The 16,543-nt window shown below is 65.4% G+C and carries 16 protein-coding genes; 4 read left to right on the top strand and 12 right to left on the bottom strand.

Annotation, left to right across the window (positions count from 1 at the left end):
* Positions 1-2 precede the first annotated feature (2 nt).
* The 5 genes from ABWV23_RS02880 to hisC form a co-directional block, all read right to left on the bottom strand.
* The gene (locus tag ABWV23_RS02880; protein WP_353344735.1) at positions 3-1,196 is read right to left on the bottom strand and encodes a biopolymer transporter ExbB; all 1,194 of its coding nucleotides are present in this window, start codon (positions 1,194-1,196) and stop codon (positions 3-5) included.
* A gap of 69 nt (positions 1,197-1,265) precedes the next feature.
* On the bottom strand, positions 1,266-1,796 hold the full coding sequence (locus ABWV23_RS02875; RefSeq protein ID WP_353344733.1) for a gamma-glutamylcyclotransferase: 531 nt from the start codon (positions 1,794-1,796) through the stop codon (positions 1,266-1,268).
* Between the two features lie 62 nt (positions 1,797-1,858).
* The gene (locus ABWV23_RS02870) at positions 1,859-2,749 is read right to left on the bottom strand and encodes an extensin-like domain-containing protein (protein ID WP_353344731.1); all 891 of its coding nucleotides are present in this window, start codon (positions 2,747-2,749) and stop codon (positions 1,859-1,861) included.
* Positions 2,746-3,675 carry a prephenate/arogenate dehydrogenase family protein gene (locus ABWV23_RS02865; RefSeq protein ID WP_353344729.1) on the bottom strand — a complete coding sequence of 310 codons (930 nt, stop codon included), beginning with the start codon at positions 3,673-3,675 and terminating at the stop codon, positions 2,746-2,748. Before ABWV23_RS02865 ends, ABWV23_RS02870 begins: the two co-directional genes overlap by 4 nt.
* Positions 3,672-4,754, bottom strand: coding sequence for a histidinol-phosphate transaminase (hisC, locus tag ABWV23_RS02860; RefSeq protein ID WP_353344727.1), 1,083 nt, complete (start codon positions 4,752-4,754; stop codon positions 3,672-3,674). The genes ABWV23_RS02865 and hisC overlap by 4 nt, the downstream gene beginning before the upstream one ends.
* 223 nt (positions 4,755-4,977) lie before the next feature.
* On the opposite strand from hisC, the gene ABWV23_RS02855 reads away from it, so the two are divergent.
* Positions 4,978-5,382 carry a hypothetical protein gene (locus ABWV23_RS02855; protein WP_353344725.1) on the top strand — a complete coding sequence of 135 codons (405 nt, stop codon included), beginning with the start codon at positions 4,978-4,980 and terminating at the stop codon, positions 5,380-5,382.
* 71 nt (positions 5,383-5,453) lie between these two features.
* Here ABWV23_RS02855 and rpsD read toward each other — a convergent pair whose 3' ends face one another.
* The 7 genes from rpsD to ABWV23_RS02820 all read right to left on the bottom strand — a co-directional run bounded on the left by rpsD (position 5,454) and on the right by ABWV23_RS02820 (position 12,559).
* Complete coding sequence (rpsD, locus tag ABWV23_RS02850; RefSeq protein ID WP_353344723.1) at positions 5,454-6,074, bottom strand: 30S ribosomal protein S4; 621 nt, start codon at positions 6,072-6,074, stop codon at positions 5,454-5,456.
* A gap of 487 nt (positions 6,075-6,561) precedes the next feature.
* A complete protein-coding gene (locus tag ABWV23_RS02845; RefSeq protein WP_353344721.1) occupies positions 6,562-7,362 on the bottom strand; it encodes a carbohydrate ABC transporter permease in 801 nt (266 codons plus the stop codon).
* Positions 7,359-8,252 (bottom strand): carbohydrate ABC transporter permease, encoded by an 894-nt coding sequence (locus ABWV23_RS02840; protein ID WP_353344719.1) that lies wholly within the window; start codon positions 8,250-8,252, stop codon positions 7,359-7,361. The genes ABWV23_RS02845 and ABWV23_RS02840 overlap by 4 nt, the downstream gene beginning before the upstream one ends.
* A gap of 56 nt (positions 8,253-8,308) precedes the next feature.
* Complete coding sequence (locus ABWV23_RS02835) at positions 8,309-9,562, bottom strand: ABC transporter substrate-binding protein (protein ID WP_353344717.1); 1,254 nt, start codon at positions 9,560-9,562, stop codon at positions 8,309-8,311.
* The gene (locus ABWV23_RS02830; protein WP_353344715.1) at positions 9,559-10,677 is read right to left on the bottom strand and encodes an ABC transporter ATP-binding protein; all 1,119 of its coding nucleotides are present in this window, start codon (positions 10,675-10,677) and stop codon (positions 9,559-9,561) included. Before ABWV23_RS02830 ends, ABWV23_RS02835 begins: the two co-directional genes overlap by 4 nt.
* On the bottom strand, positions 10,674-11,435 hold the full coding sequence (locus ABWV23_RS02825; protein ID WP_353344713.1) for a DeoR/GlpR family DNA-binding transcription regulator: 762 nt from the start codon (positions 11,433-11,435) through the stop codon (positions 10,674-10,676). Before ABWV23_RS02825 ends, ABWV23_RS02830 begins: the two co-directional genes overlap by 4 nt.
* A gap of 305 nt (positions 11,436-11,740) precedes the next feature.
* Positions 11,741-12,559, bottom strand: coding sequence for a sugar phosphate isomerase/epimerase family protein (locus tag ABWV23_RS02820; RefSeq protein ID WP_353344711.1), 819 nt, complete (start codon positions 12,557-12,559; stop codon positions 11,741-11,743).
* 257 nt (positions 12,560-12,816) lie between these two features.
* Here ABWV23_RS02820 and ABWV23_RS02815 point away from each other — a divergent pair, with 257 nt between their 5' ends.
* The 3 genes from ABWV23_RS02815 (at position 12,817) to ABWV23_RS02805 (ending at position 16,535) form a co-directional block, all read left to right on the top strand.
* Entirely contained in the window at positions 12,817-14,460 is a 1,644-nt protein-coding gene (locus tag ABWV23_RS02815; protein ID WP_353344709.1) for an ABC transporter substrate-binding protein, read from the top strand.
* Positions 14,461-14,559: 99 nt separating this feature from the next.
* A complete protein-coding gene (locus ABWV23_RS02810; protein WP_353344707.1) occupies positions 14,560-15,555 on the top strand; it encodes an ABC transporter ATP-binding protein in 996 nt (331 codons plus the stop codon).
* Positions 15,552-16,535: an ABC transporter ATP-binding protein gene (locus ABWV23_RS02805; RefSeq protein ID WP_353344705.1), complete on the top strand. Its 984-nt coding sequence runs from the start codon at positions 15,552-15,554 to the stop codon at positions 16,533-16,535. Before ABWV23_RS02810 ends, ABWV23_RS02805 begins: the two co-directional genes overlap by 4 nt.
* The last annotated feature ends 8 nt before the right edge of the window (positions 16,536-16,543 follow it).

Below are 16,543 nucleotides of genomic sequence, written 5' to 3'. Positions count from 1 at the left end.
CCCTATTCCTCCGTCTTGTCGGCCTTGGGCGGACGCCCCGGGCGGCCGGGCCGTGGCGGTGCCAGCGCCTTGATCAACAGGTCGATGTCCTTGCGCACCTCGGCCATGCTCTCCTGCCGGCCGGCCGAGATTTCCTCGAGGATGCGCAGCATCTGGACGTCGATCGAGCGCAGACGCATCCGGCTCTCGGCGTCAATCCCCTCGCCCGGGCCCTGCGCCCGCATCATCTCGATCAGTGTCTCCTGCCCCACGGCGACCCGCTCCAGCGCGGCGGCGGTGGTTTCGGTCTGATCAAGTCGGTCGTTCATCTGCCCGATGCTGTCGACAAGATCGCCCAGTTTTTCATCGACCGCGGCGCGGCTTTCGTCCGAGCGGCTGAACATCTGTTGCAGCGCTTCCATCTGCTCGGCCATGTGGTCGAGCACCCCCTCCATCACGTTCGGGGCGCTCTCACCCTCTTCGCCCGAGGAGAACCCGAGCCGCGTGATCGAAGAGAGCCATTCCTCCAACTCTCGATAAAAACGGTTCTGACCGTGTCCGGCGAACAGCTCCAGCAGTCCGACCAGCAGCGAGCCGGCCAGCCCGAGCAGCGAGGACGAGAATGCCACCCCCATCCCGCCCAGCTGCGCCTCGAGCCCGGTCATCAGCCGGTTGAACACCGCGATCCCCTCCTCGCCCTCTTGCGGGGCAAGGCTGCGGATGGTGTCGACCACCGCCGGAACGGTGGTGGCAAGCCCATAGAACGTGCCCAGAAGGCCAAGGAAAATCAGCAGGTTGACGATATAGCGGGTGATCTCGCGCTCTTCGTCGATGCGTTCGGCGACGGAGTCGAGGATCGAGCGGGTCGAGCTGGAGTTCAACTGCATCCGCGCCCCGCGCGCGCGCAGCAGCGAGGCCAGCGGCGCCAGCAATTGCGGCGGATTTGCCTCCGCCCCGGCCTCTCCGGTTACGAAACTTTCGATCCAGCGGACCGATCCCGCCAGCTGAATGACCTGCCAGAAACAGGCCAGCACCCCGATCAGGAAGACCACGCCGATGAACCCGTTGAGGTAGAGATTGGCCAGGAAAACCGGCAAGACCCGTGGCAATGCGACGAAGGCGCCAAAGCCCGCCAGCCCGATGGCGATGAGCATCAACATGATCTGGCGGACCGGCTGTGAGAATTGCGGCCTGGGTTCTCGGTCTCGCTGCACCATCTGGCGTGCGTCCTGGTTTTCTCTGCTCTGCGGCGAGCCTACATAATAATTACCGGCAACGCCAAGGCTTTATACCGTGAGCGCGCGGACACGTCCCGCCAGCCAGTCGAGATCCGGATCGTTGAGCCCGATCTCGGCAAGGTGGTCGGCGGTATTGAAAAGATACTCGGTGTTCGGCCCGCGCCCGCCGACGGCCCGGGCGATGATGCGGGCCTGCTCCTCGAGCGCCAGCCCGCCGCAATACTGCACGTGGTCGGGGTCGATCACATAGGTCACCGCCTCGGCAGAGCCGCCGTCGCGGAACCGCACCTCAAGCGTCTTTTCCAGGTAGGCCGAGGAAATCAGTTCGCGCTCGCGCAGGTAATCCAGCGTACGCGCCTCTTGCCCCTCGGCCACGGCCAGCGCCAGCCCGGCACAGCGCGCCCCCGGCGCGGCGTCGAGCGCCAGGACCAGGCCCGGATCCTCCTCGGTGCCGCGATGGTGGATCGAGCGCATGCAGAACGAGCGATGGTAATCGGGCAGCACCGCGACCTCGCGCCGGGCCACGTCGAACCCGGGGTTCCACAACAACGATCCGTATCCGAATACCCACATGGTCATCGGGCTCTCCCTTGCCTGTTGCGGGCGCTGTAGCGGAAAACGGGCGCCGACAAAAGGGCGCCTCAGCGGCAGTAGGGGCCGCCGCGATAGCGTGCGGTATCGACGTGGAAATGATCGCGGTGATAACGGTCCGACTCCGGGCCCAGCACGGTGCCGAAGGGGCCACAGGCTGCCTTCCAGACCTGGCGCAGGGGCCGCAGGGTGGTGCCCTGCCCCCAGCCCTTGAGCACGGTGATCACCTCGCCGTCCTTCATGACAAAAGCCGAGATGTCGATCGCCCGCCCCTTGCCATGTTCGGAGATCTTCGCGCCGGTCTTGTGGTTGCGGGTGCGACAGACGTAATGGGCGGCAACGCGCATTTCCACCACCGGTCCACGGCTGCGAAACGCCGGTTTCACCCCGCGCTCGACCCAGGTTTTCAGCGCCCGGGCGGTGTCGCAGGTCATCACCGCCTGTTGGCTCAACCGGACGCCGGCCACCTCGCGCACCCGTACCGCGTCCTCGGCACCACAGCCGCGCAGCTTGCCCTTGACCCGGCCGACCTGTTCGCCCTGGATGTCGATGTCACCGCAGACCGAGCCCTTGCGTCGCTTGAGCTTTTTGAAAAAGACCTTTTCTTCCAGATCCTTCGGGCGCGACAAGGGCGACATGGACCGCTCGGGGCTGAGGAACGGAAGCGACGCCGGGCGCGCCGCCGCGCTTATGACCTGGGCCGAGGGCGGGCGCAGTTTCGGCCGGCTGGCCTGCGCGGTGTCGGAGGCAGTAACCGGAGCGACAACGGCGACAGCAGGAAGGGCGCGCGGGCGCGGATGGGTCTGGAACCGAACCTGATGCAGGACCGCGTCGACGGCGCTCCGGGCCACCGGTCGCGGCGAATGCTCGGGCGCCTGGGCCGCGGCTGGCAGCGCCAGGACAGCCAGCCCAAACAGCACCGCCAGGCGCCCGCCGGTCATGTCTGCACCTGCTTGGCGCGGCCGAAATCGGGGGCGTCGGTATCCTGCCCGGCCTCGATGATGCCACGGCGGATGGCGCGGGTGCGGGTGAAATAATCGAACAGGTGCTGGCCGTCGCCGGTGCGAATGGCGCGTTGGAGCGCGAACAGCTCCTCGGTGAACCGACCGAGGATCTCAAGCGTCGCCTCCTTGTTGGTGAGGAAAACGTCGCGCCACATGGTCGGGTCCGAGGCCGCGATGCGGGTGAAATCACGGAACCCGGCGGCGGAATACTTGATCACCTCGCTGTCGGTGACCCGGCGCAGGTCGTCGGCGACGCCCACCATCGTGTAGGCGATCAGGTGCGGCGCGTGGCTGGTCACCGCCAGCACGAGGTCATGGTGATCCGCGTCCATCTCGTCGACATGGGCACCCATCCCCTCCCACAGGGCGCGCAACTGCGCCACCTGCTCGGAGGAGCGGTTGTCCACCGGCACCAGCAGGCACCAGCGGTTGTCGAACAGTTCGGCAAAGCCGCTCTCCGGGCCGGAATGCTCGGTCCCCGCCAGCGGGTGACCGGGGATGAAATGTACGTTTTCGGGCAGGTTCGGTACCACCGTGTCGATCACGTGACGCTTGACCGAGCCCACGTCGGTCACGGTGCAACCCGGTTTCAGCGCGGCGGCGATATCCTGCGCGACCGCGCCCATCGCCCCCACCGGCACCGCCAGAACCACCAGGTCGGCGCCCTCGACCGCCTCGGCCGCGCTGTCACAGACCCGGTCGCACAGCCCGATGCGGCGGGCGGTGTCGCGAGTGGCCTCGCTGCGGGCATAGCCGGTCACCTCGCCGGCGAGCCCGGCGCGTTTCATCGCCCAGAATATCGACGAGGCGATCAGCCCCAGCCCGATCAGGGCGACCCGGTCATAGATCGGTGCGTCGCTCATGCCTGCTCCCGCCATTTGATCAGGGCCTCGATCACGCGCCCGGTCTGGTCCTCGTCGCCCACGGTGATCCTCAGCCCCTCGGGAAAGCCATAGCCGGTGACCCGGCGCGCGATGATCCCCTCGGCCTGCAGCGCTTGGTCGACCGAGGCCACCTCCTCTGCATCGGCAAAACGGGCCAGCACGAAATTGGTCTGGCTGTCGTCGCAGGCCACACCCAACTGCCGGATCGCGCCGACAAGCCGCGCCCGCTGGCGCGCGTTGAGCGCGGTGCAGGTTTCGACCCAGTCGCGATCGCGCACCGCCGCCTCGGCCGCCGCCAGTTGCACGCCCGACAGGTTGAAGGGCTGGCGGATGCGGGTCATCACGTCGATCAATTCCTTGGGGCCATAGCCCCAGCCGATCCGCAGCCCGCCCAGCCCGTAGATCTTGGAAAAGGTGCGCGTCATGATCACGTTGGGGCGCGCCCCGGCCAGCCCCGCGCCGCCGTCGTAGCCCTCGGCATACTCGGTGTAGGCGCCGTCGATCACCAGCAGCACATGCGCGGGCAGCCCGTCGGCCAGCCGCTCAAGCTCGCCCTCGGGCAGGATCGTCGCGGTCGGATTGCCCGGGTTCGTCAGCAGCACGATCCGGGTCTTGTCGGTGACCGCCGCCAGGATCGCGTCGACATCCACCACCCGCTCGGCCTCGGGGACGCAGACCGGGGTCGCCCCGGCCATGTGGATCAGCACCGGGTACATCGAGAACCCGTGCTCGGTGTGGATGATCTCGTCGCCCGGACCGGAGAACGCCTGGCAGACGAATTGCAGCACCTCGTCCGATCCGACCCCGCAGATGATCCGCGCCGGGTCGAGCCCGTGCACCGCGCCGATCGCCTGGCGCAGGTCGGCATGGTCGGTCGGGGGATAGCGATGCAGCGTCTTGGCGGCCTCGGCCAGCGCGGCCTGTGCCGAGGGCGGCGCGCCCAGCGGATTCTCGTTCGAGGACAGCTTGAGCACGTCATGCCGCCCGGCGATGGTGGCCTTGCCGCCCTCGTACAGGGCAATTTCCATGATACCGGGCTGCGGTGTGATCTTGCTCATTCCGGGGCTCCTTGCTGGAGCCCGTTCTATCGCTCCCACCGGTCGGAGAAAAGCAACAAAGCTCATGCGGCGGGGCGACATAGGTCAGGAGCCCCTCCCTGAACATCCTTGTCAACGGCGCGGCCGCTGCGCCAGAATGCCCCATGGTCCGGGCATTTTCAGGGGCCATGCCCGGAGGAGGACCGCCGGGCACTTTTATTGTTCATCAGTTTCGGAGGCCGACATGGCCAAACTCAAAAAACCCAAGAAAATTGTACTCAAACCCAAACAGGCGCATGACGTCATCACTTGGCTCTACGGCAAGACCAGCGTGGCGCCCAAGGAATTCACCACCGAAGACTGCGGCTTTGCGCAGGCCATGCTGGTGGAGATGCTGAACGCCAGCTTTGCCATGGGCTTCGTCGAAGCGCTGTTCCGTGCCGCGGCCAAGCTGCCCTCGGGGCCGAAGAAGGTGATCACCACGTTCCTCAAGGGCGCCGGCAAGACCCTTGTGAAATACAAGGACAAGGATGACCTGGCCGAGATGATCAAGAAACCGGTGATCTACAAGGCGGCGCAGGCCCAGATGGCCCGTGCGTCCAGGTCGGTCTGGAGAATCCGCGAGCAGACCGGCGAATTGATCTATTGAAACGAAAAAAGGAGCCGCCGAAGGCAGCTCCTTTTTCCTTGTGCCCTTGGGCAAAAGGCGTGTTTCGGCGCTTAGTTCTGCGCGTAGAATTCGATGACCAGGTGCGGTTCCATCATCACCGGGTACGGCACGTCGCCCAGGTTGGGGGTGCGCACGAAGGTCGCGGTCATCTTGGAGTGATCGGCCTCGATATAGTCGGGCACATCACGCTCGGGCAGTTGGGTCGCCTCGAGCAGCGCCGCCATCTGGCGGGACTTCTCGCGGACCTCGACGACATCACCCTCTTTCACGCGGTAGGAGGGGATGTTGACGCGCTTGCCGTTGACCAGAACATGGCCGTGGTTCACGAACTGGCGGGCGGCAAAGACGGTCGGCACGAACTTGGCGCGGTAGACGACCGCGTCGAGGCGGCGTTCCAGCAGGCCGATCAGGTTTTCACCGGTGTCGCCCTTGACCCGCTCGGCCTCGGCGAAGATGCGGCGGAACTGCTTTTCGGTCAGGTCGCCGTAATACCCCTTGAGCTTTTGCTTGGCGCGCAGCTGGATCCCGAAGTCGCTGAGCTTGCCCTTGCGGCGCTGGCCGTGCTGGCCGGGGCCGTATTCGCGGCGGTTGACCGGGGATTTCGGACGTCCCCAGATGTTTTCACCCATCCGGCGGTCAATTTTGTACTTGGCAGAGGTGCGTTTGGTCACCGTCTGATCTCCTTCTTGAGACGAGGCCCGGAGGCCACTATGAAGGGCGTTGTCCTCTTGGGGTCTCCCCCATGACAGGCGTCCCCTTGCGGGGGCCACCAACACCAATGAAGCCGCGCTTATATAAGCGGCGCGGGGAGAGTCAACAGCCCCCTTCGCGATCGACCGGGTCCTCTGCCCGCTGGTCCACACGTTCGACAAGCGAGAACACGGCGAAACGGAAGCGCGGATGCCCGGAACGCCAACATCCGCACGCTTGTCGGCGCGGTCAGTATCTTCACCGGTAAGGCTCAGCACAGCGGATCCGGAACGAAGGGCCGCCCGATGCGCCGGAGTCTGTCCGAAGCCATGGCCACCGGTTTCTCCGGTAATACCGTAGCGACCGGTCGTGACAGGATGGTGAGCCATTGTATCACCATCCTGTCACGTCCCATGGAGAACGAATGGCTGAACGAGGAACCGGTCAAAGCCCGGTTCGGTACCCCAGTCACTTCACGCCTGCCGTCAGGAACGCCTGCACGAATTGGCGCTGGAAAACCAGGAAGCCGATCAGCAGCGGCGCGATCACCATGATCGTGGCCGCTGATATGACCGAGATATCGACCCCGTTCTCGGGCGCGGCAAACAGCGACAGGCCGACGGTCAGGGGCCGAGTGCTTTCGGAATTGGTCACGATCAAGGGCCAGAGAAAATTGTTCCAGTGGGTCGAGATCGAGACCAGCGCATAGGCGAGATAGGTGGGGCGCGCCGCAGGCACGTAGACACGCCAGAGCACCCCGAGGGTCGAACACCCTTCGACCCGCGCGGCTTCGTCCAGGTCACGTGGCACGGATTTGAACGCCTGACGCATCAGGAACATCCCGAAGGCCGAGGCCATGTAAGGGGCGCCTATCCCCAACAGGCTGTCCAGAATCCCCAGCGATGCCGCCACGCGGTAATTCTCCACGATCAGGACCTCGGGCAGGATGAACAGCTGGAGCAGGACAAGGATAAACACCGTATCGCGTCCGGCGAACCGGGTTTGGGCAAAGGCAAACCCCGCCAGCGTGCAGAGAAGGAACTGCCCGGCGAGGATCAACGTGACCAGCAGGAAGGTGTTGAGGAAGTAGCGCAGCCAAGGCGCCCCGTCCCATGCGGTGCGGAAGTTATCCAGCGTAAGCGGGGCGGAGAGGCGAAAGTTGATCGCATCCGACACGTTGTGAAACGCGGCCCAGACCGCCACCACCAGGGGCGACACCCACAGGATGGCCAGCGCGATGGCGAGGATGGGTTCGATGAAGCGGCTCATTGGTAGTGGGTCCGGCGATCGAGGACAAGGAACTGAAACGCGGCCAGAAGGCCCAGGACGATCAGCACGAAGATCGTCATCGCCGCCGCGGCCGGGCGGTCGAAATAGGCAAAGGCGTTTTCCCAGATGTAATAGAGGATCAGCTTGGAGCTGTCAGACGGCCCGCCCTTGGTCAGGATGAAAAGATGATCGATCAGCTTGACCGAATTGATCATCGCATTGACGAAAATGAACAGCGTCGTCGGCATCAGCAGCGGCAGGACGATGCGGCGCAGGTAAGTCCAGCGGCTGGCGCCTTCGATCTCGGCGGCTTCTTTCAGGTCGGGCGGGATGGTTTGCAGCGCGGCGAGGTAAAAGACCATGAAGAACCCTGCCTCTTTCCAGATCGTCACGATGCAGATCGCCCAAAGCGCGGTGTCGGGCTGGCCCAGCCAGTTGACGGACTGCGCGCCAAACAGCGCGCCGATCTTGTTCAGGATGCCGAAGCTGGGCGTATAGAAAAACAGCCAGAGATTGCCCGCCGCGATCATCGGCAGGACAGTGGGCGTGAAATAGGCGGTGCGGATGAAGCTGCGGGCGGGTATCCTGGAATTCGCCCAGAGCGCCATGATCAGTGCAATCGCGATGGAGGCCGGAATGGTCACCCCCGCATAGAGCAGGTTGTTCCAGACCACCTTCCAGAAGGTCGGATCCTCCAACAGGGTGCGGTAATTTTCCAGCCCGATGAATTCGGAGGGATTGCGCCGCGTGCCGCGCGACCACAGCGAGGTCCAGAAGGTCGCCACCGAGGGATAGAGGGCAAACACCGCCAGCATCGCCAGCGCGGGCGATAGCAGAAGCCAACCGTGGATTGCACGTCTGCGGCGTTCGAGCTTGAGCGGATCGGTCATGGCAGGCCCCTGGGTGGCACGAGGGCCTGCCATGCGGCAGGCCCTCGCGGGTTGGATTACTTGTATGGGCGAAGCTGGCGCTCTGCCGCTGCCTGCGCCTCGCTCAGGGCGTCTTCGGCGCTCTTGTCGCCGGTCAGGGTCGATTGGATCGCGGCGTTCAGCCCGTCCCGCACCCGCGCGGTTTCGAAGGTCGAGAATTCGGCCACGGCGTGTTCCAACTGGTCCCGCGCCACCAGGGCGGGCGGAAATTCGGCGGTGTAGGCCTTCAGCGCATCGGTTTCATAGGCCGCGGGAGAGACCCCCATGTAGCCGGTGGCGATGGACCATTCGGCGGCCTGCTCGGGCGCGGTCATGAACTGGATCAGCTTCAGAGCCGCGGCGCGCTCTTGCGCCGACGCGTCCTTGAAGACGTAGAAGTTGCCGCCGCCGGTGGGAGAGCCCAGACGTTCCTGGCCGGGCAGCATGGCAACGCCAAAGTCGAACTCGGCCGTGTTCTTCACCGCCGTCAGGTTGCCGGTGGAGTGCCACATCATCGCGGTTTCCCCTTCGAGGAAGGCCTGACGCAGGGTGCCCCATTCGACGGTGCCCTCGGGCATGATGCCATGCTCGGTCGAGAGGCTCTTCCAGAAGTTCAGCGTGTCCACGACAGCGGGATCGTCGAAATAGGTGGTGGTGCCATCATCCGACATCAGCTCCTTGCCGTTCTGGATCGCAAGCGCCTGGAACATCCAGTAGGGGTAGCCGGTGGAGGGGATCATCAGGCCATAATGGTCGTCGGTGGTCAGCGCCTTGCCCATATCAACCATCTCGTCCCAAGTGGTGGGCGCCTGTTCGGGATCAAGGCCCGCTTTGCGGAACATGTCCTTGTTGTAATAAGCGACGATGGTCGAGCGCTGGAACGGGATGCCCCAGGTCTGGCCTTCGATTTTTCCGTTGGCCATCAGCGCCGGGTAGAAGCTGTCGAGCCAGGCGCTGTCGTCTGTCAGCGCCTCGAAGGGAACGATCAGGTCCTGTTCGATCAGGTCGTAGGCGTCGATCGAGAACATCACCGCCAGTTGCGCAGGCTCACCGGCGGCCAGTGCGGCCAGGGCCTTGATGCGGGTGTCGTCGTAGTTTCCCGCATAGATCGCGTTGACCTTGATGTCGGGGTTTTCGTCCATGAATTCGGCCACGATGCCGTCGACCACCTTGGTCAGCGAGCCCCCCACGGCGATGGGGTAGTACATGGTCAGTTCGGTCTCGGCCGCCGCCGGATTGGCGAGGGCTGTGGATGCGGCGAGGATGGCCGCCATGGCAGAATAACGGGTCATGATGTCGTCCTGTTCAGATCGAATGAAGGGTCGGTTGCTTCGGGGGCCGTCTGGCCATCACGCGGTGCGGTGTCTTGGTGACTGCACGCCACGGGATTCTGCTGCGGACCCTTTTCGAGGCGCCCGCTGTGGGTGTCGAAAAGGAGCCGGTCCTGTTCGCGAAGGATCACGCCGACATGATCCCCGGGGGGCTGGGGCGCATGGCCCGGAACCACCACGGCCAGCCCCTGCGTCGCGGGATGATCCAGCGACACCAGCGTCTCGGCGCCGAGGAATTCACAATCCAGCACACGGGCCGTCAGATGCGCCTGTTCCGGCGGGCACAGTCGGACACGTTCAGGCCGCAGGCCAACGGTCAGCCCGTCGCGCAGGCCCAGCGCCGGCCCTTCGACCAGGGCCATGGGCGGCTCGCCGATGAATTGCGCGGCAAAGATCGTGGCGGGCCGGTTGTAGAGGGCCGAGGGCGGCCCGACCTGTTCCACCCGTCCCTTGTTCATCAGGACCACCGTGTCCGACAGGCTCATGGCTTCGCCCTGATCATGGGTGACATACACCACGGTCAGGCCAAGATTGCGGGCCAGCGCGCGGATGTCGCGCCGTACCGAGTGGCGCAGCTTGGCATCAAGGTTCGACAGCGGCTCGTCCATCAGGCAAAGCGGCTTTTCCGCCACCGCCGCGCGGGCAAGTGCGACGCGCTGGCGCTGGCCACCCGACAGTTCCGCAGGCTTGCGGCGTTCCAGCCCGTCAAGCCCGGTCATCTTCAGGGCGTCGGACAGGCGCCGGTCCCGCTCACGCGCGGCGACGCGCCGGACCTTGAGACCGAACAGTACGTTTTCGGCCACGTTCAGATGCGGGAACAGCGCATAGGATTGAAAGACCATGGACAGGTTGCGCTGCGCGGGGGGCAAGGCGGTGACATCGCGCCCGTCGATCACCACGGCGCCGCGTTGGGGCTGTTCCAGCCCGGCAATCAGGCGCAGCAACGTGGATTTGCCGCAGCCGGAGGGACCGAGGATCGACAGGAAATCCCCCCGCTGCAGCGACAAGTCAATGTCACGTACGCCGCCTTGGCCGTCCCAGTCCCGGGTGATCCCGCGCAATTCGAGAAAGCTCATGTCAAATCCTCGGCAATGGTCGGCGTGTTTTCCAAGCCATCCAGCAGCGGATGGAAACGCGGCCCGGGGCGTGCATCAATGATCACATGATCGGCGTCCCGGAGATGGCCCCCCACCGCCGCGGCGTGGCGACCGAATTTCGATACATCCGCCACCAGGATCGACTGGCGCGCATTGGACCGCATGGTTTCACGCATGCGCACCTCGGTTTCGTTGAAATCCAGCAAGCTGCCATCGGCATCAATGCCGCCGACGCCGTAGACCGCGAAATCCGCCCGATACCTCTGGAACACCTCCAGGACGTGAGGCCCGAGGATATCCCGGTCCGGCAACCGCAGCTCGCCACCCGGCAAGATGATCCGCGCCTCCGGTGCATCCGACAGCGCCATGGCCGCGTTCAGGTTCCCGGTGATGACGGTCAGCCCCGATCGTTCGGCCAGCGCGGCGGCGACGATTGCCGGGGTCGTGCCGATTGAGAAGAACAGGGTCGCGCCCTCCGGGATCAGCCGGGCCACCTGCGCCGCGATCTTTTTCTTGGCCGGAACGTTCAGGAGACTGCGCGCGGAATATGGCAGGTTCGCGCTTTGCTCGATGAACTCGGCACCCCCGTGCAGCCGGCGCAGCTTGCCCTGTTCACACAGCGCGTTGATGTCGCGCCGTATGGTATGGGGCGAGACCCCCAGCACCTGCGCGAGGTCTTCGACACCGACCCGCCCGCAGTGTTGCGCCCTTTCAAGAATGAGAAACTGTCTGTTCATGCTCTGACCTTGCCGCCTTGCCTGCTCATATGAGCAAGTCAGGTAACGGCGAGGTGACGCCTGGATGACATTGCGATAACAAGATCGCTCAAGTGCGCGTCTCGCCGCTCGCCGGTGCCCACACGGGCAACCGAGCCGCGGCGCTGCAGGCCTTGTTCCGCGCCGCCGGATCATCCGCCGAGGTGACGCCGTGGCTGCCGTGGTCGTGGTTTCCTGCAGGTTGTTCACCCGGAGCGGGGTTTGGCTGCAACCGCCGGGCCCTTCCGCCAACCGATACCGGTGAACAACCTGCTTGGGCATCGTGGTTAGCGCGCCACCCCCAACTGCTGCAGATAGGCCGCCGACGGCAGGATGCCGCCCTTGTCGCGCAACTCCAGGATAAGGCGCGGCCGGCTGCCCATCGGAGCCAAGGCGGCAAAGACCGCATGCCAGTTCACCGTGCCCTTGCCGATCGCCCAGTGCCGGTCGGCAAAGCCGTCCGCGTCCTGAAGGTGCACATGATGCAACTGCTCGCCGGCGCGGGTGATATAGTAGTCCACCGGCGCCGCCCCGGTCGAGCCGTGGGCGTAATGCGCATGGCCGGTATCGACCGAGACCTTGACTGACGGGCTGTCAAAGCTGTCGGCCAGCAGACAGCGGGCATCGGTATCCTTGTCCTCGATGTTCTCAAGCACCATCGTCACGTTCGCCGCCTCGGCCCGCGCGATCACCGGGTCGAGCGTGGCATGGGTCAGCTCGACGACCTGCCGGCGCGCCTCGGGCAGGTTGTCGCGGTTGTTGTAGTGCCAGGTGGAATAGGGGCTGTGGATCACCATCTGGGTCGCGCCCAGGGCCTCGCACACGGCCAGGCCCTGCTCCATGCGCCGGGTGACGACGGCGCGGATGTCCGGATCCTGGCTGGCCAGGCCAAAGCCCCAGAACGGGCCATGAATGCCAAGCCGGCCGGTGTAGCCGTCCAGCAATGCCTTGGCCCGGTCCACGCGCGCCTCCCAGTCGCCGTTCAATACGTCGGCCATCACGAAATCCTGGATCTCCAGGTCGCGCTGATCGTCGATGATCCAGGTCTTGTACTGTTCGAGGGAGGCAAGCGGCATGGCTGCGCCGAGAAGTGGCAGATCGGTCATTTGAGGATCATCCTGTCGTGTTGATTGCGCCGAGGGCGCGTCGTTGAAGATGGCTGCGGATTAGGTGGCGGACATGACAGCGGAATGACGCTTTGCCGGCCGATGCTGCCTGGCAGCAAATGTCATCCTCTCTTCAGAAAAGGGTCACCGGAGCGTCATCGGAACGCGGTTTCAGGCGGTTGCGAACCTCATCCGGCCGCCGTGCCCCGTGCACCGCCGCGGCCAGCCTCATTGCTGTCAACAACGGGATTCTCGAGATGCTCAACCTCAATCGACGCCAGGCAATCAACCTTTTCGGCGCAGCCGCCGGGGGGCTGATGTTGCCCGGGTACCTGCGCGCACAGGGCGCGCGCCCCTCCGTCACCGTCGCGGTTCAGAAGATCACGATCAACAACACGCTCGACCCCTGGCGCGAACAGTCCAACGTCGGTGAGCGGGTGCTCTACCCCAATCTCTGGGAAGGCCTGATCCTGCGCGACTGGATGGGCGATCAGGGTCCGGTTCCCGGCCTTGCCACCGAATGGCACCGCATCGACGACAAGACGCTGGAACTCAAGCTGCGCGAGGGCGTCAGGTTTCATAACGGCGACGAGATGACCGCCGAGGACGTGGCCTTTTCCTTCTCGCCCGAACGCGTGTTCGGCGACACCCAGCCGGCCGGCGGGCAGACCATCTTTTCCGAGAATTACACCCCCGAGACCGCCAAGGACATTCCGGCCTCGCTGCCCGGCGTCGGACGTCGCAAGTGGCCGGCCCTGGCGGGGGTCGAGGTGGTCGACAGGTATACCGTGCGTTTCCACAACGCCACGCCCGACGTGACCATGGAAGGGCGCCTCTATGCCGGCGGCAGCCAGATCCTGAACCGCCGCGCCTGGGACGAGGCCGCCACCTATAACGACTGGGCCACCAAGCCGGTCACCACCGGCCCCTATTTCGTCGAGGATCACCGCCCCGACGTGTCGCTGACCTACCGCGCCTTCGACGATTACTGGGGCGGTCGCCCGCCGCTCGAACGGATCACCTTTGTCGAGGTGCCGGAAGTGTCCAGCCGGGTGAACGGGCTGCTGTCGGGCGAATACGACTTTGCCTGCGACCTGCCGCCGGACCAGATCAACGGCGTCATGAACACACCCGGCTTCGAGGTGCAGAGCTCGACCATATGGAACCACCGGGTGTCCTGCTTCAACACCGAGCACCCGGTGCTGGCAGATCCGCTGGTGCGCCGCGCCATGACCCATTCGATCGACCGCGACGCCATCGTCGCCGCGCTTTGGGGCGGTATGACCAAGGTGCCGGCCGGGCTGCAATTCGAGAGCTTCCGCAGTTCGGACATGTTCATCGAGGGCTGGAGCGTGCCGGAATACGACCCGGACCTGGCCCGCGAGTTGCTGAAACAGGCGAATTACAAGGGCGATCCGATCCCCTACCGGTTGCTCAATAACTACTACATCAACCAGGTTTCCAACGGCCAGATCATGGTCGAGATGTGGAAGCAGGTCGGCCTGAACGTCGAGATCGAGATGAAGGAGAACTGGGGCCAGATCCTTGACGCGTCGACCACCCGCGGCATTCGCGACTGGTCGGCGTCGAACACGATCAACGACCCGATCACCCCGATGGTGGTGCAGTTCGGCCCCAACGGGTCGATCCAGCAATACAAGGAATGGACCAACACCGAGCTGAACAGCCTGTCGCAGGTCATGGAGACATCGACCGACCACGCAAAGCGCAAGAAGGCCATCGCCCGGATGCTGGAAATCGCCGAACGCGAGGACCCCGCCTATCAGGTGCTGCACCAGAACGCGGTGTTCACCGGGATGCGGTCCGAGCTGAACTGGAAGGCGGCCCCGGCCTTTGCCATGGACTTTCGCGCCCCGAACTGGGCGACCAATGACGGCTGATCAATCGGCCTGATCCGGCTCCCGGCGGTCGCTGTGGCCGCCGGGGCTTTCCGTTTCCGCCGGGCGCGGCGGTTGCGATCTGGAACGAAGGGACTGCACATGACCAATCTGGTAAAGATCCGCGGGCTTCGCGTCGCCTTTGATGGCGTGCCGGTGCTGCACGGCATCGACCTGGATGTCGCACCGGGCGAGGCCCTTGGCCTCGTCGGGGAAAGCGGCTGCGGGAAATCCGTCACCTGGTTGGCGGCGCTGGGGCTGCTGCCCCCCAGGGCGCGCGTCACGGGATCGGTGACGCTTGGGGACATGGAGCTGTCCGGCGCCCCCCGCGCGCGGCTGGAAGGTGTGCGCGGCAAGCGGATCGCGATGATCTTCCAGGATCCGTCCAGTTCGCTCAACCCGGTTCAGCGGGTGGGCAAACAGCTCTGCGAGGCGCTGCGCGTCAATCGCGGCCTGACCGGCGCCCCCGCGCGCGCCGAAGCGCTGCGCCTGATGGACATGGTCGGCATTCCCGATGCGCAGGGACGCTTCGGGCATTTCCCGCACGAGTTCTCCGGCGGTCAATGCCAGCGGCTGATGATCGCGATGGCGCTGGCGGGCGACCCGGACCTGCTGATCGCGGACGAACCGACCACCGCCCTCGACGCCACCATCCAGGCGCAGATCCTCGACCTTCTCGCACGGTTGCGGCGCGAAACCGGCATGGCCGTGGTCTTCATCAGCCACGATCTGGGAGCGGTCGCGCAGATCTGCGAACGGGTTTGCGTGATGTATGCCGGCCGCATCGTCGAACAGGGCGCGGTGGCGCAGCTGTTCGCGCGGCCGCGCCACCCCTATACCCTTGGCCTGTTCGAAGCGATCCCCCGGCTGAACGGTCCACGCGAACCGCTAGCGCCGATCCCCGGCACGGTCCCCGATCCACGCCACCTTCCCAAGGGCTGCGCCTTTTCACCCCGCTGTGCGCAGGCGCGCCCGTTCTGCCGGGACGAACGGCCCGACCTTCTGGGCCAGCAGGACGGTCGGCAGTTGGCGTGCGCTTATCCCCTGCCCGCCGCCGACCCGGTCAAAGCCGTTCGCAAACAAAAGGTGCTGCAATGACTGATCTTCTGGTGGCGGAGGGCCTTGTACGCATCTATTCCGCCCGCCGCGGATTGCTGGGCAAGGCGGCGCCGGTGCGCGCGGTGGACGGCATCAGCCTGTGCGTCAGGCGCGGCGAGACGCTGGGTATCGTCGGCGAGAGCGGCTCGGGCAAGTCGACGCTGGGGCGGATGCTGCTCGGGGTCGATCCATTGCAGGGCGGCGAGGTGCGTTATGCCGGCACACCCATGCCCCCTGCCGGGACCGCCGAATGGCGCCGGCTGCGGGCGCGGATGCAGATGGTCTACCAGGACCCGCTCTCGGCGCTCGATCGCCGGCTGACCATCGCCGCCCAGATCCGTGAACCGCTTGATATTCACAAGATTGGCGATGCCGCCTTTCGCGCCGCGCGCGTGGACGAATTGATGCGGGCCGTGGGCCTGCGCCCTGACCAGGCAGGCCGCTATCCGCACGAACTGTCCGGCGGCCAGCGCCAGCGGGTGGTGATCGCTCGTGCGCTCGCAACCGGACCCGACCTGCTGGTGTGCGACGAACCGGTCTCGGCGCTCGACGTGTCGATCCAGGCGCAGGTGGTGAACCTGCTGCGCAATCTTCAGGCCAGCGCCGGTCTGGCCATGGTCTTCATCAGCCATGACCTCAAGGTGGTGCGTAACCTCTGCGACCGGGTCGCGGTGATGTATCTGGGCCGGGTGGTCGAAGAGGGACCGGCCGAGGATCTGTTCGCCGATCCCCGGCACCCCTATACCCGCGCCTTGATTTCCTCGGTGCCGGAACCGGGCCGCCCGCTTGATGGGCGGGTGATCCTCCAGGGAGAGCCGCCCAACCCGGCCAAGCGCCCCCCCGGCTGTGCCTTTCACCCGCGTTGCGCGCTGGCGACCGACATCTGCCGCGGTTCCGTTCCGCAGCTTCGCAAGGCTGGCCCCGGACGCGCGGCCGCCTGCCATCACTTCGACGGGGCGGACGCCGCCCGAGCCGCCTGAGGACCGCC

This window comes from Aquicoccus sp. SU-CL01552 (assembly GCF_040365005.1).
In the GTDB taxonomy this organism is placed as follows: Bacteria; Pseudomonadota; Alphaproteobacteria; order Rhodobacterales; family Rhodobacteraceae; genus Antarcticimicrobium.
The sequence above is the reverse complement of the archived record's forward strand: the minus strand, read 5'-3'. Positions and strand labels throughout refer to the sequence as shown.